Genomic DNA, 21,894 nt, shown 5'->3' with positions numbered 1-21,894 from the left:
GGCGAGAGCCCCGGCGCGTTCAGCAAATTCGAAGCGAGTTCCCTCCATGAAAAGCCAACCCGATGCCGCCAGCCGTATGGTGGCCGAGGTAGTGACGCAGTTGCCTGTGCCCTCGCGGCTCGGCATGCTGCGTTTCGAACGGCTGAATGAACCTAGCTGGGCGCTGCTGTTTCTTGATCCCAATTGCGAACGCCAGTTCGGCCTGCCGGCCGTGGAACTGTGTGCTCTGGTCGGCTCGCCCTACGCCAGCCTGATGGAACCTGAGGCGCGCTATCAGTTGCATGACGCCGTCCAACAGCAACTGAGCGAAAGCACCCATTACCTGATCCGCTACACCCTGCACACAGCTTCAGGTTCCCTGAGCCTGCTGGAGCTGGGTGAAGCCTACAAACAACACAATCGACACCTGCTGCGTGGCTACCTGTTGGTGATCGACGGTCTGTTCGATGATGACCCGTTGCTGCCGGCCCTTGACCTGGAAACCCAGAATTCACGCCTGCAGATCGCCCTGGAGCTCAACCAGCGCGCGCAACAGGAACAACTGCTGCACCTGGACCGCGTCCGCGCCCAGCAAGACCTGATCCTGCTACTGACCCGCCAACGCTACAGCAGCAACAACTCCCTGCAAGAAGCTGCCGAACTGATCACTCGCAGCGCCTGCGACATTTATGAAATCGACTGCGCCAGCCTGTGGCATCTGGAAGGCTCGCAGTTGGTGCCGATCTCGGCCTATTACCGTACGACCCAGGAATACCTGCTGCCGGAGCCGATTGACGTCAGCGTGTTCCCCGACTATCTCGACGCCTTGCACACCGGCCGCGCCATCGACGCGCACAATGCCATGCACGACCCGCGCACCCGGGAAATGGCCGAGAGCCTGCGCCCGCGCGATGTCAACGCGATGCTCGATGCCAGTATCCGGGTCGACGGCCAAGTGGTCGGCGTGCTGTGTCTGGAGCAAACCGGGGCAACCCGTGCCTGGCAGTCGGATGAAATCGCCTTCGCCGGCGAACTGGCGGACCAGTTCGCCCAGGTCATCAGCAATCACAACCGACGCACCGCCACCAGCGCCCTGCACTTGTTCCAGCGCGCGGTGGAACAAAGCGCCAACGCCTTTTTGCTGGTCAACTGCGACGGCGTGGTGGAGTACGTCAACCCAAGCTTTACCGCAATCACCCAGTACAGCACCGAAGAAGTCCACGGCCAACGCCTGTCGGAACTGCCGGCCCTGGAAAACCTCAGTGAGCTATTGTTCGACGCGCCGTCGGCACTGGCCAAGAGCAACAGCTGGCAGGGTGAGTTCAAAAGCCGTCGCAAAAACCTCGAACCCTATTGGGGTCAGCTGTCGATCTCCAAGGTTTACGGGGACAACCGCGAGCTGACCCACTACATCGGCATTTACGAAGACATCACCCAGACCAAGCTCGCTCAGCAACGCATCGAGCGCCTGGCCTACACCGACAACCTGACCAACCTCGGCAACCGTCCGGCGTTCATCCGCAACCTCGACGAGCGCTTCGCCCGCGACAGCGATACGCCCATCAGCCTGCTGTTGGTCGACATCGACAACTTCAAGCGGATCAACGACAGCCTCGGCCATCAAACCGGCGACAAGCTGCTGATCAGCCTGGCCCGGCGCCTGCGCAACAGCCTCAGCCCGAGCGGTAGCCTGGCGCGGTTCGCCAGCAACGAGTTTGCAGTGCTGCTGGACAACACCAATCTTGAAACCGGCCAGCAGATCGCCAGCCAATTGTTGACGACCCTCGACAAACCGATGTTCGTCGACAATCAGTTGATCAGCGTGACCGGCTCCGTCGGCCTGGCCTGCGCGCCGCTGCACGGGCGCGATCCGCAAACCCTGATGCGTAACGCCGGGTTGGCGCTGCACAAGGCCAAGGCCAACGGCAAACATCAGGTGCAGGTGTTCACCGAAGCCTTGAACGCCGAAGCCAGTTACAAGCTGTTCGTCGAGAACAACCTGCGTCGTGCCTTGACCCAGAACGAGCTGGACGTGTTCTACCAGCCCAAGCTGTGCCTGCGCAGCGGTCGGCTGCTGGGCATGGAAGCGCTGCTGCGCTGGAACCATCCGGAAAAAGGCATGATCCGCCCGGACCAGTTCATCAGCGTCGCGGAAGAAACCGGGCTGATCATCCCGATCGGCAAATGGATCGCCCGTCAGGCCTGCCGCATGAGCAAAACGTTGACCGCCGCCGGGCTGGGCAATCTTCAGGTAGCGATCAACCTGTCACCGAAGCAGTTTTCCGACCCGGACCTGGTGGCCTCCATCGCCAATATCCTCAAGGAAGAAGCACTGCCGGCGCACCTGCTGGAACTGGAACTGACCGAAGGCTTGCTGCTCGAAGCCACCGAAGACACCCACTTGCAACTCGACCAGCTCAAGCGCCTGGGTCTGACCCTGGCGATGGACGACTTCGGTACCGGTTACTCGTCGCTCAGTTACCTGAAAAAATTCCCCATCGACATCATCAAGATCGATCGAAGCTTCATCCACGAAATCCCGGACAACCAGGACGACATGGAAATCACCTCCGCGGTGATCGCCATGGCGCACAACCTGAAGCTCAAAGTCGTGGCTGAAGGCATCGAGACGGCCGAACAACTGGCTTTCCTGCGTCGCCACCGCTGTGACGTAGGCCAGGGCTACCTGTTCGACCAGCCGATCCCCGGCGTCGAGCTGATTGAAAAGCTCAAGCGCTACCCGCGTGGCCCAATCGCCTGACAGCGAGCCAAGACTCGGGCAAACTGCATCTCTATACATTCCAACGACTGAGAGGACTGATGATGGTTCTGCGCTCGGAAATTCTGGTGAACAAAAACGTGCTCCCTACCAAAGAACAAGCTTTGCCTGGCCGTGAAACCCCGATCAAGGTTCCGGACGAACACTTCGTCAACAAAACCCCATTGCTCGGCCCGTTCCCCGGCAACGTCGAGTTCGCCATCTTCGGCCTCGGTTGCTTCTGGGGCGCGGAACGCCGCTTCTGGCAGCGTGAAGGCGTGTACAGCAGCGCCGTGGGTTACGCCGGCGGCTACACGCCAAACCCGACCTACGAAGAAGTCTGCTCGGGCCTGACCGGCCACACTGAAGTGGTGCTGGTGGTTTATGAGCCGGAGAAAGTCAGCTACGAAGAGCTGCTGAAGATGTTCTGGGAGCTGCACAACCCGACCCAGGGCATGCGCCAGGGCAACGATATTGGCACCCAGTACCGTTCGGTGATCTACGCCACCAAACCGGAACAACTGGAAGCAGCGAAGAAGAGCGCGCAGGTGTTTCAGGTCGAACTGACCAAGGCCGGCAAAGGCATCATCACCACCGAAATCGACGAAGCCCCGACCTTCTACTACGCCGAGGCGTATCACCAACAATACCTGGCCAAGAATCCGGAAGGTTATTGCGGAATTGGCGGTACAGGCGTGACCTGCCCGATCTGATTAAACACCGACAATGTGGCGAGCGAGCTTGCTCCCTCGCCACATGTTATTCGGCAATCAACCAATCCATCTGCCACCCACCCTGGGTCTGCCCCAGCTTCTCGGACAACCACGGCAGCAGCTCACGCAATTCTTCCTCAAGCCCCCACGGCGGATTGGCAATCGCCAGCCCGGAGCCATTGAGGGTGTTCGGCGTATCCAGCGGATGCACCAGCAACTCGACGCGCAACAACTTCGGTGCGCCGGTGCCGGCCAGGTCCTGATAGAAACGACGCAAGGCGCGCTGATCCTTCACCGGATACCAGATCGCCGCCACGGTTTGACGCATGCGGCCAACCGCCTCTTTCAACGACGCCGCGCAACGCTGCATCTCGTCAAGCTTTTCGAACGGCGGGTCGATCAACATCACCGCACGCTTCTCCGGCACAGGCAGCAAGGCACGCGGCACATGCCAACCTTCGCCCAAGTGCACCTTCACGCGACGATCACCGGCCATGTTGTCCTTGAGCAGCAGGCCGTCTTCCGGATGCTTTTCATTGAGCAACACGCGGTCCTGCTTGCGCGTCAGACGCCGCGCCAATTCCGGCGAGCCCGGGTAATAACGCAACTGGCCATCCGGGTTCATCTCGTGCAGCACCTGCATGTAATCAGCAGTCAGGATCGGCAGATCCGGCTGATCCCACAAACGTGCGATGCCTTCCAGGTACTCACCGGTACGGCTGGCCTGATCACCCTGCAGGTCATACAGACCAATGCCGGCGTGGGTATCGAGATAGGCAAACGGCTGCTCCTTGCGCGACATCAGGGCGATGAGGCGGGTCAAGGTCAGGTGTTTGAACACATCGGCGTGATTGCCGGCATGGAAGGCGTGACGATAATTCATGGCTGCTCCTGCGAAGGCCGGGAAGTTTACCTTTTACCAGCCGGCAAGTCAGGGGTTCACGGCTGAGCGGCCTCCACCCCCCTGTAGGAGCTGCCGAAGGTTACGATCTTTTGCCCTTGCTTCTGCTCTTGTGGCGAGGGAGCTTGCCCGGAAATGCCCTGGGACCTACTGCATTTCCTCCATCAGGTACGCCAACAACTGCTCTTTCGGCACGGGCGGTAAATCAGGGTCTTTGAGAAAAATCGCAACCTTGCTGCGCAATACGCCCTCTGAAAACACCTCGAAAACGTCCGGCCGCTGTTCACTCAGCCACTGCAACAGGTTGTTGATCAGGGTTGTAGCTTCGTCGGCACCCAGCTGTTGCAACAGCGCCTCAGGCACCCTCCACCACGGGAAGACCTTCGATGTTTTCTGCGCAATGCCCCCCGTCTCGACTGCCTGCCCATTAATCCAGCATCGCCCGATCACCGGCAGAAGCTCAGCCGGATCCACCTCCGCACTTTGCAGGATCGGCATCAAAAAACGCCCATCCCAGAAGCGGAAAAATACCGCGTTGCCATTGGGCAGCAGAACCTGCGTGAGGCTGCACAGGTGTTCGGCCAGCAACTCTTGGCTCGCAGAAGAAACCGCCAGCCACCCCCAATCGCGGGACGCCGTGGTCGCCACCCACTTTAGAAACCCACTGTCCGCCGCGATGGGTGCGACGAAGGGCATCACCGCGTCCCACTCCGCATAGGCGGTGTCGGCCCAGATTGGGTTCGCCTTGCTGATTGGCATGGAACCTCGCCAGGCTTCGAAGGGTTTGGCGGCGCTGACGTTGCTGAAGACCGCGAACAGTTGTTCCGACGCTTGCATCGGCTGGCGCTCAAGCCAGTCGTGGGGGGAGAGAAAGTCAGACAGCACAGGCACCGTCCTTGCAGCATTCGCATTCTTCACAAAATGGCGCAGCGCCTTGCAAACTCAGCATCTGCGCCATGCTCAGCGCCACACCCTGCACAGCCGCGTCCAATGCTCCGGATGCCGCCATTGGCGCTCCACCGACCTCAATCGGCACACTGCTGAAAATCCCGCCAGGACCTATATTGATCCAGTGCCCGCCCGCCTGAATCGTGGCGTTGGTGCCGCCGTCGATCACCACCTGGCTGGCAGCACTGAGCTGAAACTGCCCGCTGGCCGTGACGGTCTGGCTGCTGACGCGAATGTGCCGGTCGCCGGTGACGTGCAAGTACTCGTTTTGCCCAACCTGAACGTGCATGTCATGCAACACCTGCTGGCTCCAGTTGCGCTGGGCGCGCAAGTAGATTTCCTCGGCCCCTTTGCGGTCCTCGATGCGTATTTCGTTGTAGCCGCCGCCACCGGGACTGCTGCGCGTACGGAAAATGCTGCGGGTCTTGTCGGCCGGTAGATTCAGCGGCACCGGGTTCACGGTGTTGGGCAGGCAGCCCATCACCAGCGGTTTGTCGGCATCGCCATCAACAAACCCGACCAACACTTCCATGCCGACACGCGGGATCAACACACTGCCATAGCTATCGTGCGCCCAACCGCTGGCCACGCGCAGCCAGCAACTGGAATGCTCATCCAGTTGACCATGGCGGTCCCACATCAAGCGGACCTTGACCCTGCCGAACTCGTCGCAATGGATTTCACTGTCTTTCGGACCGCTCACCACGGCGGCTTGATACCCGGCAACCTGAGGCTTGGCGACTAACTGCGGACGGTAAAAGACATCCCACGGCGTTGCCAGAAAGCTATTGCGATAGCCCTGAAAACTGTCCGCACTGTCGCTCCCCGCCGACTCTTCAAGCACTTGCGGCTGTCGGCCATGGTGTTCGATCTCAGTCAGCAGCCACAGGTTGTTCCACTCCCTCTGCGGATGCTCGGCAAGCTGCAGGAAATGCCCACTGAGCAGGGCCGATTGATCACTGCGGCCTTGTGCCTGACGGTAATCCGCGCGATGGCGCTCCAACGCCCGCCGAGCCAGGTGCCTGCCAACTTCCCGATCATTGAATCGCCCCGGAAAACCGTAGTCTTCCAACACCGGCAATTGCTCGCTGTCGAGACGGCTTTCCAGCTCGAGACGGGGTTGATGGAAGTCGTAATCGCGGCGTGTCACCACGGTGGGCCGGGTTTCCAGGCGGACGTTGAACCGGTTGATCACCGCCTCATCCACCGCCATGCCACTGCCCGGTCGGTAAGGTGTCGGGTCAGGCAAACGCGGAAAAACCGTCTGGTCATCGCCGAACACTAACAGGTGCCCGTCGCAGCTATGGTGGAAGTGGTAGTGAATCCCCTGTTCGGCGCACAGCCGCTGGATAAATGCCAGGTCACTTTCCGCGTATTGCACACAGTATTCGCGCTCGGGGTAATCGCCGCCGAGCTGAAACGCAAAGGCATCACCCAGGATGCCGTGGTCCTTGAAGATCTGCGTGATGATGGCCGGCACACTTTGGTGCTGGAACACCCGCTGGTTGATGCGCTGCCCCAGGTAGGTCAAGCGCGGTACCAGACTGACTTGATAGCGGGTCAGACGCCTGCCCGAATCGCCCTGGCCAACACGGAAAATCTGACCATGAACACCGGCACCCTGCGCATCGAAACTCAGAAACGCCTGGCGGTGCAGCAGGCTTTCGAGATCGATGTCCGGTCGCTCGCTGACCAGTTCGACGTCAAAACGGTATGGCTGGCTGATGGCCTCCCTGCCGGAGAACTCAAGCACGTTGAGTTCACTGTCGACGCCGTCGACGATCAGCGAGAAGCGTGGTTGATTAGCAGAAGCGACCATCCGATGTGTCTCTGCAGAATGAAAGCGAGCGATTCTGCATCAGCACCATGAAGCCCTGATCAGAAGGCAGAAAATTCAGATTTGCCCTACTTCCTCTGAAGCATTGGCCTTCAAAAAACGGTTTATCCGACTACAGACAACTTTGCAAAACACCACCAAACCCCGTGGTTTTTTGAGTTTCGAAGGCACAAAAAAACGGCCCGTCTCCAAAAGAAGAGGGCCGTTTTCATTCAAGCAGTGGCTCAGCGCATGCGCTCAACCCATCACTTGTTCAGGCGGAAATCACTCTCGGCAGCAGCGAAACGCTGCAGCATGCCGGCAGTCGGCGCGCCCATTTTGCTGACCAGGTAGATCGCCAGGCTGGCGAAGATGAAACCAGGGATGATTTCGTACAGGCCCAGCAGTTCGAAGTGTTTCCAGACGATCACGGTGATCGCGCCGACCAGGATACCGGCCAGTGCGCCGTTGCGGGTCATGTCTTTCCAGATCACGGAGATCAGCACAACAGGACCGAACGCGGCACCGAAACCAGCCCAGGCGTAGCTCACCAGACCCAGTACACGGTTTTCCGGGTTGGCCGCCATCGCGATAGCGATCAAGGCAACCAGCAGCACCATGACGCGGCCGACCCAGACCAGTTCAACCTGGGAAGCGGACTTGCGCAGGAAGGCTTTGTAGAAGTCTTCGGTCAGGGCGCTCGAGCACACCAGCAATTGGCAGCTCAAAGTACTCATCACCGCAGCCAGAATGGCCGACAGCAGGACACCAGCCACCCATGGATTAAACAGGATCTTGGCCAGTTCAATGAACACACGCTCCGGGTTCTCGGTGACCGCACCGGCCACATCAGGATGTGCCGAGAAGTAAGCGATACCAAAGAAGCCCACAGCCACGGTGCCGCCCAGGCACAGGATCATCCAGGCCATGGAGATGCGACGGGCCTTGGCAATCGACTTCACCGAATCAGCCGCCATGAAGCGTGCGAGGATGTGCGGCTGACCGAAGTAACCCAGACCCCAGCCCATCAGCGAGATGATGCCGATGAAAGTGGTGCCCTTGAGCATGTCGAAGTTGCTTGGATCTTGCGCTTCGATAGCCAGGAACGTGGTATCGACGCCACCGGTGGCCAGCAGCACGATAACCGGCGTCAGGATCAACGCGAAAATCATCAGGGTGGCTTGTACGGTATCGGTCCAGCTCACAGCCAGGAAACCACCGATAAAGGTGTAGGCAATCGTTGCCGCAGCACCGGCCCACAACGCGGTCTCGTAGGACATGCCGAAGGTGCTTTCGAACAGACGGGCACCGGCCACGATGCCGGAAGCACAGTAGATGGTGAAGAACACCAGGATCACGACTGCCGAGATGATCCGCAGCAGACCGCTTTTGTCTTCAAAGCGGCTGGCGAAGTAATCCGGCAGGGTCAGGGCATCACCGTTGTGCTCGGTTTGCACGCGCAGACGACCGGCGACAAACAGCCAGTTCAGGTAAGCACCGATCACCAGGCCGATGGCGATCCAGCTTTCAGACAGACCGGACATGTAGATGGCGCCCGGCAGGCCCATCAACAACCAGCCACTCATGTCGGAAGCACCGGCGGACAGTGCGGTCACGACGCTGCCCAGGCTGCGGCCACCCAGAATATAGTCAGAAAGGTTGTTGGTGGAGCGATAGGCCATCAAGCCGATCAGCACCATTGCTGCGATGTAGATCACGAACGTGATCAGTGTTGGATTGCTTACGCTCATTATGTGACGCCCTGGCTTTGTTTTTATGTAGCGGCGGCTGGTGAACTGCTCGCAAACGGTGACGTTTGACAGACGATCCGGGATCCCGCGCATTTATGACTGATGTTTCCCCAGGAAAGCCATCAGCCGGTACACCGGTCTCTTCGACGGTTGCACCTTGGGCGCGAATGCTATTCAACAAAGCAAATAAGGTGCAACCCATTTCGTCCGAATAAGTTGCACCCAGTCGGAAATATAATTCCAAAGGCCGTTTTTGCTCCTTTTCGGAGCAAGAATCACCGCCGACCAAACCAAAAAGCACCAAGTGAATGCAGCACTGGCGTACCAGAAATTATTTCCTGACGAGCTGCGTATTATTCCGACAAAAAAAGGGTTGCACCCGGTTGCACCTCTTCGGTCGCGCGGCTAATCTTGCCGCCAGCTGATGCCACGCGGTCGTGGCAAATATGAGGATAAAAACATGGCTACCACCACCCTTGGCGTCAAACTTGACGACCCGACCCGCGAACGCCTCAAGGCCGCCGCGACCTCGATTGATCGCACGCCGCACTGGCTGATCAAGCAGGCAATTTTCAATTACCTGGAAAAACTCGAGGGTGGTGCAACCCTGACCGAGCTGAACGGTTTGACCAAGGATTCCGACGACGCCGTCGATGCGCCTCTGGATCATGCCCACCAGTGCTTCCTCGAATTCGCCGAAAGCATCCTGCCGCAATCGGTCCTGCGTGCTTCGATCACCGCCGCTTACCGTCGCCCGGAGCCGGAAGTCGTGCCGATGCTGATCGAGCAGGCGCGCCTGCCGGCCCCGATGGCCGAAGCCACCAATAAACTGGCCGCATCCATCGCGGAAAAACTGCGCAACCAGAAGAGCGCTGGCGGCCGTGCCGGCATCGTTCAGGGCCTGCTGCAGGAATTCTCCCTGTCGTCCCAGGAAGGCGTGGCGCTGATGTGCCTGGCTGAAGCGCTGCTGCGCATCCCGGACAAAGGTACTCGCGACGCGCTGATCCGCGACAAGATCAGCACCGGCAACTGGCATCCGCACCTGGGCAACAGCCCTTCGCTGTTCGTCAACGCCGCGACCTGGGGCCTGCTGCTGACCGGCAAACTGGTGTCCACGCACAATGAAGCCGGTTTGACGTCGTCCCTGAGCCGCATCATCGGCAAGAGCGGTGAGCCGATGATCCGCAAGGGCGTCGACATGGCCATGCGCCTGATGGGCGAGCAGTTCGTCACCGGTGAAACCATCGCCGAAGCCCTGGCCAATGCGAGCAAGTTCGAAGCCAAGGGCTTCCGCTACTCCTACGACATGCTCGGCGAAGCGGCACTGACCGAACACGACGCGCAGAAGTACCTGGCCTCGTACGAACAAGCGATCCACTCGATCGGCAAAGCGTCCCACGGTCGTGGGATTTACGAAGGCCCGGGTATCTCCATCAAGCTGTCGGCCTTGCACCCGCGCTACAGCCGCGCCCAGTACGAGCGCGTGATGGATGAGCTGTATCCGCGCCTGCTGTCGCTGACCCTGTTGGCCAAGCAGTACGACATCGGCCTGAACATCGACGCCGAAGAAGCCGACCGCCTCGAGCTGTCGCTGGATCTGCTCGAACGCCTGTGCTTCGAGCCGCAACTGACTGGCTGGAACGGCATCGGTTTCGTCATCCAGGCTTACCAGAAGCGTTGCCCGTATGTGATCGACTACGTGATCGACCTGGCTCGCCGCAGCCGTCATCGCCTGATGATTCGCCTGGTGAAAGGCGCGTACTGGGACAGCGAAATCAAGCGCGCCCAAGTCGAAGGCCTGGAAGGCTATCCGGTCTACACCCGCAAGGTGTACACCGACGTTTCCTACATCGCTTGCGCCCGCAAATTGCTGTCGGTTCCAGAAGTCATCTACCCGCAGTTCGCCACGCACAACGCCCACACCCTTTCCGCCATTTACCACATTGCCGGTCAGAACTATTACCCGGGCCAGTACGAGTTCCAGTGCCTGCACGGCATGGGTGAACCGCTGTACGAGCAAGTTGTAGGCAAAGTTTCCGAAGGCAAGCTGAACCGTCCGTGCCGCGTGTACGCTCCGGTCGGCACCCACGAAACCCTGCTGGCCTATCTGGTTCGTCGCCTGCTGGAAAACGGCGCGAACACCTCGTTCGTTAACCGTATCGCCGATCAGTCGATCTCCATCCAGGAACTGGTAGCCGATCCGGTAGCCAGCATCGAGCAGATGGCGACCGTGGAAGGTGGCTTCGGCCTGCCGCACCCGCGTATTCCGCTGCCGCGTGACCTGTACGGTTCCGAACGCGCCAACTCCAGCGGCATCGACATGGCCAACGAACATCGTCTGGCATCGCTGTCCTGCGCCCTGCTCGCTACCGCGCACAACCACTGGAAAGCCGCGCCGATGCTCGGTTGCGCTTCCAGCAACGAAGCGCCGGCGCCGGTGCTGAACCCGTCCGACCTGCGTGACGTGGTCGGCCACGTGCAGGAAGCCACCGTTGAAGACGTCGACAACGCCATTCAGTGCGCCCTCAACGCCGCACCGATCTGGCAGGCCACTCCGCCAGCCGAGCGCGCCGCGATTCTGGAACGCGCCGCTGATTTGATGGAAGGCGAGATCCAGCCATTGATGGGCCTGCTGGCTCGCGAAGCCGGCAAGACCTTCGCCAACGCCATCGCCGAAGTGCGCGAAGCCGTGGACTTCCTGCGTTATTACGCGGTGCAGGCCCGCAACGACTTCACCAACGACGCTCACCGTCCGCTGGGCCCTGTGGTGTGCATCAGCCCGTGGAACTTCCCGCTGGCGATCTTCAGTGGTCAAGTGGCTGCCGCATTGGCCGCCGGTAACCCGGTACTGGCCAAACCCGCCGAGCAGACTCCGCTGGTTGCGGCTCAGGCCGTGCGCCTGCTGCTCGAAGCCGGCATTCCGGAAGGCGTGCTGCAACTGCTGCCGGGCCGTGGCGAAACCGTCGGCGCAGGCCTGGTGGGTGATGATCGCGTCAAAGGCGTGATGTTTACCGGCTCCACCGAAGTCGCTCGCTTGCTGCAACGCAACATCGCCGGCCGCCTGGACAGCCAGGGTCGTCCGATCCCGCTGATCGCCGAAACCGGTGGCCAGAACGCAATGATCGTCGACTCCTCGGCCCTGACCGAACAAGTGGTGATCGACGTGGTTTCGTCGGCCTTCGACAGCGCCGGTCAACGCTGCTCGGCATTGCGCGTCCTGTGCTTGCAGGAAGATTCCGCCGAGCGCGTCATCGAAATGCTCAAAGGTGCGATGGCTGAAAGCCGTCTCGGCAATCCTGAGCGCCTGTCCGTGGACATCGGCCCGGTGATCGACGCCGAAGCCAAGGCTGGCATCGAGAAGCACATCCAGGCCATGCGCGACAAAGGTCGCAGCGTGTACCAGGTGGCCATCGCCGACGCCGAAGAAGTCAAACGCGGTACCTTCGTGATGCCGACCCTGATCGAACTGGAAAGCTTCGACGAACTGCAACGTGAAATCTTCGGCCCGGTGCTGCACGTGGTTCGCTACAAGCGCAAAGACATCGACCAATTGATCGCTCAGATCAATGCTTCCGGCTACGGCCTGACCCTGGGCGTGCACACCCGCATTGACGAGACCATCGCCAAGGTGATCGACAACGTCAACGCCGGTAACGTGTACGTGAACCGCAACATCGTGGGTGCCGTGGTCGGCGTGCAACCGTTTGGCGGCGAAGGCTTGTCGGGTACTGGCCCGAAAGCCGGTGGTCCGCTGTACCTGTACCGCCTGCTGTCGACGCGTCCTACCGACGCGATCGAACAATCCTTCGTTCGCGGTGATGCCATCGCAGCACCGGACGTTCGCCTGCGTGACGCCATGAGCAAGCCGCTGACCGCCCTGAAAGCCTGGGCCGACAGCAACAAGTTTGCCGATCTGAGCGCCCTGTGCGCGCAGTTCGCCGCGCAATCGCAAAGCGGGATCACCCGCGTTCTGGCCGGCCCGACCGGCGAGCGCAACAGCTATGCGATCCTGCCGCGCGAACACGTGCTGTGCCTGGCGGAAGTCGAAGGCGACTTGCTGACGCAACTGGCTGCGGTATTGGCTGTCGGCGGTTCGGCCGTATGGCCGGAAGCCGACCTGAGCAAGGCTTCGTTCGCACGCTTGCCGAAGGACGTTCAGGCGCGCATCAAGCTGGTTTCCGACTGGAACAAGGACGAAGTGGTGTTCGATGCGGTTCTGCATCACGGCCATTCCGATCAGTTGCGCGCGGTGTGCCAGCAGATTGCCAAGCGTGCCGGCGCCATCGTTGGCGTGCAGGGCCTGTCGCAAGGTGAAACCAACATTGCGCTGGAGCGTCTGGTGATTGAGCGCGCATTGAGCGTCAACACGGCGGCGGCGGGTGGTAATGCCAGTTTGATGACCATCGGTTAAATAACGATGCAGTCACTGTAAAAATGGGCGCCATCATCGGCGCCCATTTTTTTGCCTTGTAGGAGCCGGCTTGCTGGCGATCAATACACCACGGTGCGTCTGATGCACCGCCATCGCCAGCAAGCCGGCTCCTACAGGTCGATGTTTTGCCCTTCCATCACCGATATCAATCATCCTGTTCAGCGTTTATTCCCGCGCCTAGACTCGGCCCATCCCAATAAAAGGTAGGCCGCCATGTCCGAGACGTTGCTCAGTTCCCGCAATCTGGCTTTCGAGCTGTATGAAGTCCTTGATGCCGAGGGCCTGACCCAGCGTGAGCGTTTCGCCGAGCACAACCGCGAAACATTCGATGCGGCCATTGGCACTGCCCGCAACATCGCCGAAAAGTTCTTCGCCCCGCATAACCGCAAGGGCGACGAGAACGAGCCGCGCTACGAGAACGGTCAGGCCATTCTGATTCCGGAAGTGAAACCGGCGGTGGATGCGTTCCTCGAAGCCGGTTTCCTCAACGCCGCGCGCAGTTTCGAGGCGGGTGGCATGCAACTTCCGACACTCCTGTCCCAAGCTTGCTTCGCGCATTTCCAGTCGGCCAACGCTGCTTCAACGTCCTATCCGTTCCTGACCATGGGCGCGGCGAACCTGATTGAGAGCTTCGGCACCGAAGAGCAGAAGCGCCGCTTCCTGCAACCGATGATCGACGGTCGCTTCTTCGGCACCATGGCCTTGACCGAGCCCCACGCCGGTTCATCGCTGTCGGATATTCGTACCCGCGCCGAGCCGGCGTCTGACGGCACTTATCGCCTCAAAGGCAACAAGATCTTCATTTCCGGTGGTGATCACCCGCTGTCGGAAAACATCGTGCACATGGTGCTGGCCAAGCTGCCGGACGCGCCGGCCGGGGTGAAGGGTATTTCGCTGTTCATCGTGCCCAAATTCCTGGTCAACGATGACGGCAGCCTCGGTAAGCGCAATGACGTGCTGCTGGCCGGACTGTTCCACAAGATGGGCTGGCGCGGCACCACCTCCACCGCGCTGAACTTCGGCGATAACGGGGAGTGTGTCGGCTATCTGGTGGGCAAGCCGCACCATGGCCTGAGCTACATGTTCCAAATGATGAACGAAGCGCGGATTGGCGTCGGCATGGGCGCGGTGATGCTCGGCTACGCCGGTTACCTGTACTCGCTGGAGTACGCCCGCGAACGTCCGCAGGGTCGCGTGCCGGACAGCAAAGACCCGAACACCGCGCCGGTAGCGATCATTCAACACGCTGACGTGAAACGCATGCTGCTGACGCAAAAGGCCTACGTCGAAGGTTCGTTCGACCTCGGCTTGTACGCGGCACGACTGTTCGATGACACCACCACGCTTGCGACCGAAGCCGAACGCAAGCAGGCCCATGAGCTGCTGGATTTGCTGACACCTATCGTCAAATCCTGGCCGTCGGAGTTTTGCCTGAAGGCCAACGAACTGGCGATCCAGATCCTTGGCGGTCACGGCTACACCCGCGAATACCCGGTGGAACAGTACTATCGCGACAACCGCCTGAACCCGATCCACGAGGGCACCCACGGCATCCAGTCGCTGGACTTGCTGGGGCGCAAACTGGCGCAGAACGGTGGTGCCGGGCTCAAGCAACTGATCCGCCTGATCGCCGACACCGCCGAACGCGCGCAGGCCCATGATTCACTGACCGCACTGCGCGAGCCGCTGGAAAAACTGGTGGCCCGCCTGCAAACCGTGACCATCGGCCTGCTGACCGATCTGGCCCAAGGCAAGGTCAACAGCAGCCTGGCAAATTCGGCGCTGTATCTGAAGGTGTTCGGCCACACGGTGATCGGCTGGCGCTGGCTGGAACAGGCGATCCGTGCCGAGGAAGGTTTGGCCAAGGGTAATGCAGCGGATGTGAGTTTCTATAAAGGCAAGCTGCAGGCAGCCCGGTATTTCCTGACGTGGGAAGTGCCGGCTTGCCATCATGAATTGGCGATTCTTGAGACCCGGGATGATGTGTGCCTGAACATGCAGGATGAGTGGTTCTGATCCCGGCCTTGCGTAGCCTTTGAAATCCAATCGCTGGCAAGCCAGCTCCCACAGGTTTGAAGTTGAATACCACATTGGTGAACAACAAAAAAACCTGTGGGAGCGGGCTTGCCCGCGATGGCGTCAGCACAGCCAGCACATCACTTCAGCTTGAAGCCACCCATCTGCCGCGCCAAATCATCCGCCAACCGCTGTAACGTCTGGCAATCCTCACGGCAAGCCCTGACCTCCCCCGCCGTCGCCCGGGCCAAATCGGAAATCCCCTGCACGTTGCGGTTGATCTCTTCGGTCACCGCCGACTGCTCTTCCGTCGCCGTCGCCACCTGATGGTTCATGTCGCTGATGCGCTCGACCTGTCCGGTAATCGCCGTCAACGAAGCCCCGGTCCGCTGGCTCGATTCGACGCCGGTCCCCGTCGCTGCTTGCCCGGAATGCATCGATGACACAGCATTTTCCGCACCCTGCTTGAGGCTGCCGATCATCTGCTGAATCTCGTCGGTGGACGATTGCGTGCGCCGCGCCAAGGTGCGCACTTCATCGGCAACCACCGCAAACCCGCGCCCCATGTCACCGGCCCGCGCGGCTTCGATGGCGGCGTTGAGCGCCAACAGGTTGGTTTGTTCGGAAATCCCGCGAATCACTGCCAACACTTGGTCGATGGATGCAACCTGATGGGCCAGCGCCCCTACCGCAGTGGCGGCAACGCCGATTTCGTCGGACATGCTCTCAATATGCCGGATCGAACCACCGACCACTTCCCGCGCCTGCATTGCCTCATCCCGAGCGGTTTGTGAAGCGACTGCCGCATTGCCCGCGTTCTGGGCAATCTCCTGCACCGTCAGGCCCATTTCGTGGACGGCCGTCGCGACCATGTCGGTCATTTCCTGTTGGCGACCCGAGCGCTCGGCAGTGTTATCCACAACCTTGGCTACCTGGCCCACCGCCGTGCGCAGACGCTCACTGGTGGTCAGTACTTCGCCAATCATGTCTCGCTGACTATCAAGGAACCGATTGAACCCGCGCGCCAGATCGCCGAGTTCATCGGCGCGGCTGGAATCCAGCCGATGGGTCAAATCTCCACCTCCGCTACCAATGGCCACCAGCGCCGCTGTTACCTGACGAATCGGTCGCACCAGTCCTCGGGCCAGCAACACCACCAGCAACAGGCACACCAGCGCCACCGCCAGGCCGATGCCACTGCTGATCCACATCGCGCGACGGGCTTCGGCGTAGATTTGCGACTGCGGCACTTCGGCCACCAACGTCCAGCCCAGATCGCGCAATGGCAGGCTGAGGGCGAGAAAATCTTCTCCGTCGCGCTGGAAGCCGCTGCTGATGGCAGTTTTTTGACCCATGACCGCTTGTGCGGCATCGGCGCCGATTTGCTCGGCCAAGGTACGTTTACCGCTGAACTGCGCTTCAGGATGGACCTGGATCAAACCGTCGGAACGCACGAGATAGACCTTGCCGCGCTCCCCGAAGCTGAAGTTGTGAATCAGCTCCGACAGCTCTTTCATACTCAAGCCAAGGCCCGCAACGCCCACGACTTTGCCGGCCTTCTCGACTTTAAGGTCGATGAAAAGCGCCAATTCTCCGGTGGCCGTGTCGTTGTCGATATTGAGGGTGCGCGGCTGGTTGCTGTCCAGAAACGCATAGAACCAGGCGTCCTTGGGGTTGGAGCGACTCAGGGTGCGGTCCAGGCCTTTCTCGGTGAAGTAATGGTTGGATGCGGTGCCGACGATCAGCGCGGTAAAGGCTTTGTGCTCGGCGCGGATGCCTTCGAGGTAAGTGGTGAACGTAGCGGTCTGGGCACTGTTTTCACCCTCGGCCAGCCAGTCGCGCACCATGCTGTTGCTGGCGATGTCCTTGGCGGCGGTGAGCGGTTGAACGAGGATGCGCTCGATGTCGTTGCGCATCGCTTCGATGCTCGACGGTAGCGCCTGCTCGACCAGATAGCGCTGGGCGAGGCGGTTGACCACGAGGGTATAAATGCCAACCACGATCAGGATACTGACCAGCAGGGCGGTACCCATGCTCAGGATCAACTGCCACTGAATACTGCGTCGCCAGAACTGCATGGAGCACCCCCAAAGAATAAGAGGCTGAAACACTGCAACAGCCGTGCCGATTGTATACAACGTAACCGACAATTTATTCTTTGGTTGTGCGCAAAGCCGATCAGGCTTGATTGATCGTCTTGGAGATCACTTCAACCGTGGCGCTGACTTGCTCTTGGTAACGGTCGAGTTCGAGCTTGTGCTGCTTCTGCATTTCGATCTGCTGGGAGCACAGATTCATCGCGGCCAGTACCAGCAGGCGGTCACCGATCAGCGTCGGGTACTTTCGTTTGGTGTCGGCCAGGGCAGCTTTCAACATTAATGCAGCGTCCAGCAGGGTCTGCTCTTCCCCTTCCGGGGCCTTGATCGAGTAGTCCTCTCCCAGGATCGAGACGACTTTTACACCCGGGCCGTAACTCATGCGCTGACGGGACCGGCGCTGACGCGCTCAACCAGGGCTTGGATGCGTGCAGCGGTGGCGCCTTGTTTCTCTTCCTGTTCCATCAGGCTCAGTTGCAGGCTTTCGTTTTCATCCTTGGCCTGGGCCAGTTCGGCGCTCAGGGTCTGGTTGGTGCCGAGCAGGGTCTGGTTCTGTTGTACCAGGTCGCTGACCAGTTGTTCCAATTGGCTTAGGGATGCTTCCAACATTTTGATTTTCCAGGCATTTTCAAAGGGCGCGTACGATAAAGAAAAGTCACGGTGGACGCCAGGGTTATACGGGCGCAAGGCCTTGATTTTCCTGGCGACTGACCTTTCTCGCGAACTGTAGAGACTGTGATTGGCCGATCTGGTTCCTGCACTTCGTCGCCATGGCGTTTGTGCGGCAAAACCGCGCAGGGACTCAAGACTTTAGTCGTATGACCGATAAGTCATCCATACGTCAGCCTCGGCACCCCTCAGGTGCGCTCATCCCGGTAAACACCATGTCCCTTCGAAATATGAATATTGCGCCGCGAGCGTTCCTCGGTTTTGCCCTGATTGGCGGCTTGATGCTGCTGCTGGGTGTGTTTGCCCTGAACCAGATGAGCAAGATCCGCGACGCCGCCGAAGACATCACCGTCACCAGCGTGCCGAGCATCAAGAGCCTCGACGAGTTCACCCAATTGACCCTGCGTTTGCGCGTGCTGTCCTACCGCTTACTGGTCAACCGCGAGCCAGACGTGCAGCAAAAAACCATGGAGCTGCTGGAGATGCGCAACCAGCAGATCCGCACCGCCCAGGCCACCTACGAAAAGCTGATCAGCAGCCCGCAGGAACGTGCGGCCTACGATCAATACGTGCAGTTGCTCGGGCAGTACCGCCAGATCGAAGACCGGATGAAGACCCTGTCGCGCAACAATCAGGTCGACGAACTGCGCAGCCTGCTCAACGCCGATCTGCTGAGTAACTCCGAAGCCGTCAATGGGGTGCTGAGCACGCTGCTGGAGATCAACACCCAGCAGACCCTCGACACCAACCAGCAAGCTGTCGATCAGTACGAATCGGCCTTCAACCTGGTGATCACCCTGCTGGTGATTGCCACCGGCCTGACCATCCTGTTCGCCTGGTTGTTGACCAATAGCATCACCAAACCCATCGCCAACGCCCTGGACGCCGCCGAACAGATCGCCGAAGGCAACCTGACGCGCCCGATCACCGTCGATGGCGAAGACGAGGCCGGTCGCTTGTTGCTGGCGATGTCGAAGATGCAGGACAAGCTGCGCGATACCCTGCAACGGATCTCCGGCTCGGCCACGCAACTGGCGTCGGCTGCAGAAGAGCTCAACAGCGTCACCGACGAAAGTGCACGCGGCCTGACCCAGCAGAACAACGAAATCGAACAGGCCGCCACGGCGGTCAATGAAATGACCAGTGCCGTGGAAGAAGTCGCGCGCAACGCGGTGAGCACGTCCGAAGCCTCGAAGAACGCCACCACTTCCGCCGGCGATGGCCGTGATCTGGTACAGGAAACCGTCAGCGCCATCGAACGCATGAGCGCCGATGTGCAGAGCACCGCGACCCTGATCGGCGACCTGGCCAATGAGTCCCGTGACATCGGCAAGGTGCTGGACGTGATTCGCGGCCTGGCCGACCAGACCAACCTGCTGGCCCTGAACGCAGCCATCGAAGCCGCTCGTGCCGGTGAGGCCGGTCGTGGTTTTGCCGTGGTTGCGGACGAAGTGCGGGCACTGGCCCATCGCACCCAGCAGTCGACCAGCGAAATCGAACGCATGATCGGCAGCATCCAGAGCGGCACCGAACACGCCGTGGATTCGATGCGCAACAGCACCGAACGCGCCGAGTCGACCCTGAACATCGCCCGCGGCGCCGGGATGTCGCTGGATACGATCAACAGTGCGATTGTCGAGATCAATGAACGCAACCTGGTGATCGCCAGCGCCGCCGAAGAGCAGGCGCAAGTGGCCCGGGAAGTGGACCGCAACCTGGTGAACATCCGCGACCTGTCGGTGCAATCGGCCACCGGCGCCAATCAGACCAGCGCCGCGAGCAATGAGTTGTCGCGGTTGGCGGTGGACCTGAACACCATGGTCGGGCGGTTCAGCCTCTAATCCATAGACGCCCCCGATCTGCAGGAACCGGCTTGCTGGCGATGGCGCCAGTGAAATCGCTATCGCCAGCAAGCCGGCGCCTGCAAGGATCGCGCGGGGCTGAAACCCGCACCGGGCTTTTGATCTGCAAAAAGCTTTTTGACAGCATCACATTTCAACAGGTTAGAATCGCTGGCACGCAGACTGCATGGTCAGTTTGTGCCCGCCTTTCAGCTTTCTGGAGTATTGCCTTTGAATGCGACGACCATCAACAGCCTGTTCTTGATCGGCGCGTTGCTGGTAGGTGCAAGCATTCTGGTGAGTTCACTTTCGTCCCGCCTCGGCATCCCGATTCTGGTGATCATCCTGGCCGTGGGCATGGCGGCCGGCGTCGACGGCGGCGGCATCATCTTCGATAACTACCCAACGGCGTATCTGGTCGGCAACCTCGCGTTGGCGGTGATCCTGCTCGACGGCGGTTTGCGCACGCGGGTGTCGAGTTTCCGCGTGGCGTTATGGCCGGCGTTGTCGCTGGCCACAGTCGGGGTGTTGATTACCACCGGGTTGACCGGCATGGCCGCTGCGTGGCTGTTCGACCTCAATATGATTCAGGGTTTGCTGATCGGCGCCATCGTCGGCTCCACCGACGCCGCGGCAGTGTTCTCGCTGCTGGGCGGCAAAGGCCTGAACGAGCGGGTGACCGCCACTCTGGAAATCGAATCCGGCAGCAACGACCCGATGGCGGTGTTCCTCACCGTCACGCTGATCGACATGCTCGCCAGCGGCCAGACCGGCCTGCACTGGAGCCTGCTGACCCATCTTCTGCGCGAGTTCGGCATCGGTGGCGTGATTGGTCTGGGTGGCGGCTGGCTGATGCTGCAACTGGTCAACCGGATCAATCTGGCCACCGGCCTGTACCCGATCCTGGTCATCGCCGGTGGCCTGGTAGTGTTTGCCCTGACCAACGCCCTGCACGGCAGCGGCTTCCTCGCGGTGTACCTGTGCGGCCTGGTGATCGGCAACCGCCCGGTGCGCAGCCGTCACGGCATTCTGCACATGCTCGACGGCATGGCCTGGCTGGCACAGATCGGCATGTTCCTGGTGCTGGGGCTGCTGGTCACGCCCCACGACTTACTGCCAATTGCCCTGCCCGCCCTCGCCCTCGCGCTGTGGATGATTCTGTTTGCCCGGCCACTGTCGGTAGTGGTTGGTTTGCTGCCGTTCAAGGCGTTCCATGGCCGTGAGAAAGTCTTCATTTCCTGGGTCGGCCTGCGCGGCGCGGTCCCGATCATTCTGGCGGTGTTCCCGCTGATGGCCGGCCTCCCCAATGCCCAGCTGTACTTCAACCTGGCCTTCTTTATCGTGCTGGTGTCGCTGCTGGTGCAGGGCACAAGCCTGCCGTGGGTCGCCAAACTGTTGAAAGTAACCGTGCCACCGGATCCCGCGCCGATCTCCCGATCAGCGCTGGAAGTGCACGTCACCAGCGAGTGGGAGCTGTTCGTTTATCGCCTCGGCGCCGAAAAATGGTGCATCGGTTCACCCCTGCGTGAACTGAAAATGCCCGAAGGCACCCGTATCGCGGCCCTGTTTCGTGGCCAGCAACTGCTCCATCCGTCGGGTAGTACGGTGCTGGAAGTCGACGATTTACTGTGCGTAATCGGCCATGAACACAACCTTGCAGCCCTCGGAAAACTCTTCAGTCAGGCACCGCAACGGGGCCTCGATTTGCGCTTCTTCGGCGACTTCGTACTCGAAGGAGATGCCCAGCTGGCCGCAGTTGCTGCCTTGTACGGGTTGAAAGTCGAAGGCATCGATCCGGAGATGTCACTGGGCAGGTTCATTGCCCAGAAAGTGGGGGGTGCTCCTGTGGTCGGGGACCAGGTGGAATGGAACAACACCATCTGGACCGTCGCGGTCATGGACGGGAACAAGATTGGCAAAGTGGGCGTCAGATTCCCCGAAGGAAGTCGCCCGGGTCCGGGACTCTTCCTCTAA

At 60.3% G+C, this 21,894-nt stretch carries 13 protein-coding genes and 2 pseudogenes; 7 read left to right on the top strand and 8 right to left on the bottom strand.

Going from position 1 to position 21,894, the window contains the following annotated elements:
* Positions 1 to 46 precede the first annotated feature (46 nt).
* A complete protein-coding gene (locus M5G20_RS07675; RefSeq protein ID WP_273918621.1) occupies positions 47 to 2,740 on the top strand; it encodes a sensor domain-containing phosphodiesterase in 2,694 nt (897 codons plus the stop codon).
* A 62-nt stretch (positions 2,741 to 2,802) separates the two neighbouring features.
* Complete coding sequence (msrA, locus tag M5G20_RS07670) at positions 2,803 to 3,450, top strand: peptide-methionine (S)-S-oxide reductase MsrA (RefSeq protein WP_273918674.1); 648 nt, start codon at positions 2,803 to 2,805, stop codon at positions 3,448 to 3,450.
* 46 nt (positions 3,451 to 3,496) lie between these two features.
* On the opposite strand, the gene M5G20_RS07665 is transcribed toward msrA, so the two are convergent.
* The 4 genes from M5G20_RS07665 to putP all read right to left on the bottom strand — a co-directional run bounded on the left by M5G20_RS07665 (position 3,497) and on the right by putP (position 8,866).
* On the bottom strand, positions 3,497 to 4,333 hold the full coding sequence (locus M5G20_RS07665) for a 23S rRNA (adenine(2030)-N(6))-methyltransferase RlmJ (protein ID WP_273918620.1): 837 nt from the start codon (positions 4,331 to 4,333) through the stop codon (positions 3,497 to 3,499).
* Positions 4,334 to 4,498: 165 nt separating this feature from the next.
* Complete coding sequence (locus M5G20_RS07660; protein ID WP_273918619.1) at positions 4,499 to 5,236, bottom strand: DUF4123 domain-containing protein; 738 nt, start codon at positions 5,234 to 5,236, stop codon at positions 4,499 to 4,501.
* Positions 5,226 to 7,118 (bottom strand): type VI secretion system Vgr family protein, encoded by a 1,893-nt coding sequence (locus tag M5G20_RS07655; RefSeq protein WP_273918618.1) that lies wholly within the window; start codon positions 7,116 to 7,118, stop codon positions 5,226 to 5,228. Before M5G20_RS07655 ends, M5G20_RS07660 begins: the two co-directional genes overlap by 11 nt.
* Positions 7,119 to 7,381: 263 nt before the next feature.
* Positions 7,382 to 8,866, bottom strand: coding sequence for a sodium/proline symporter PutP (gene putP / locus M5G20_RS07650; protein ID WP_273918617.1), 1,485 nt, complete (start codon positions 8,864 to 8,866; stop codon positions 7,382 to 7,384).
* 460 nt (positions 8,867 to 9,326) lie between these two features.
* On the opposite strand from putP, the gene putA reads away from it, so the two are divergent.
* Complete coding sequence (gene putA / locus M5G20_RS07645; protein WP_273918616.1) at positions 9,327 to 13,277, top strand: trifunctional transcriptional regulator/proline dehydrogenase/L-glutamate gamma-semialdehyde dehydrogenase; 3,951 nt, start codon at positions 9,327 to 9,329, stop codon at positions 13,275 to 13,277.
* Positions 13,278 to 13,511: 234 nt separating this feature from the next.
* Positions 13,512 to 15,314: an acyl-CoA dehydrogenase gene (locus M5G20_RS07640; protein WP_273918615.1), complete on the top strand. Its 1,803-nt coding sequence runs from the start codon at positions 13,512 to 13,514 to the stop codon at positions 15,312 to 15,314.
* Positions 15,315 to 15,454: 140 nt separating this feature from the next.
* On the opposite strand, the gene M5G20_RS30260 is transcribed toward M5G20_RS07640, so the two are convergent.
* The 4 genes and pseudogenes from M5G20_RS30260 to M5G20_RS07625 all read right to left on the bottom strand — a co-directional run bounded on the left by M5G20_RS30260 (position 15,455) and on the right by M5G20_RS07625 (position 18,019).
* Positions 15,455 to 16,186: a methyl-accepting chemotaxis protein gene (locus M5G20_RS30260; RefSeq protein ID WP_443218297.1), complete on the bottom strand. Its 732-nt coding sequence runs from the start codon at positions 16,184 to 16,186 to the stop codon at positions 15,455 to 15,457.
* 132 nt (positions 16,187 to 16,318) lie between these two features.
* A pseudogene (locus tag M5G20_RS30255) lies at positions 16,319 to 17,347 on the bottom strand (HAMP domain-containing protein); the annotation flags it as partial.
* Between the two features lie 145 nt (positions 17,348 to 17,492).
* A complete protein-coding gene (locus tag M5G20_RS07630) occupies positions 17,493 to 17,792 on the bottom strand; it encodes a cell division protein ZapA (RefSeq protein ID WP_075947277.1) in 300 nt (99 codons plus the stop codon).
* On the bottom strand, positions 17,789 to 18,019 hold the full coding sequence (locus tag M5G20_RS07625) for a hypothetical protein (RefSeq protein ID WP_008149645.1): 231 nt from the start codon (positions 18,017 to 18,019) through the stop codon (positions 17,789 to 17,791). Before M5G20_RS07625 ends, M5G20_RS07630 begins: the two co-directional genes overlap by 4 nt.
* 161 nt (positions 18,020 to 18,180) lie before the next feature.
* On the opposite strand from M5G20_RS07625, the pseudogene M5G20_RS30250 reads away from it, so the two are divergent.
* The 3 genes and pseudogenes from M5G20_RS30250 to M5G20_RS07615 form a co-directional block, all read left to right on the top strand.
* Positions 18,181 to 19,065, top strand: a pseudogene (locus tag M5G20_RS30250) (MCP four helix bundle domain-containing protein); the annotation flags it as partial.
* On the top strand, positions 19,048 to 19,920 hold the full coding sequence (locus M5G20_RS30245; RefSeq protein WP_371927684.1) for a methyl-accepting chemotaxis protein: 873 nt from the start codon (positions 19,048 to 19,050) through the stop codon (positions 19,918 to 19,920). The pseudogene M5G20_RS30250 and the gene M5G20_RS30245, both read left to right, overlap by 18 nt.
* Positions 19,921 to 20,151: 231 nt before the next feature.
* A complete protein-coding gene (locus tag M5G20_RS07615) occupies positions 20,152 to 21,894 on the top strand; it encodes a potassium/proton antiporter (protein WP_273918612.1) in 1,743 nt (580 codons plus the stop codon).

The sequence above is a fragment of the Pseudomonas sp. TNT2022 ID1044 genome (genome assembly GCF_028656895.1).
Taxonomy (GTDB): domain Bacteria; phylum Pseudomonadota; class Gammaproteobacteria; order Pseudomonadales; family Pseudomonadaceae; genus Aquipseudomonas; species Aquipseudomonas reinekei.
The sequence above is the reverse complement of the archived record's forward strand: the minus strand, read 5'-3'. Positions and strand labels throughout refer to the sequence as shown.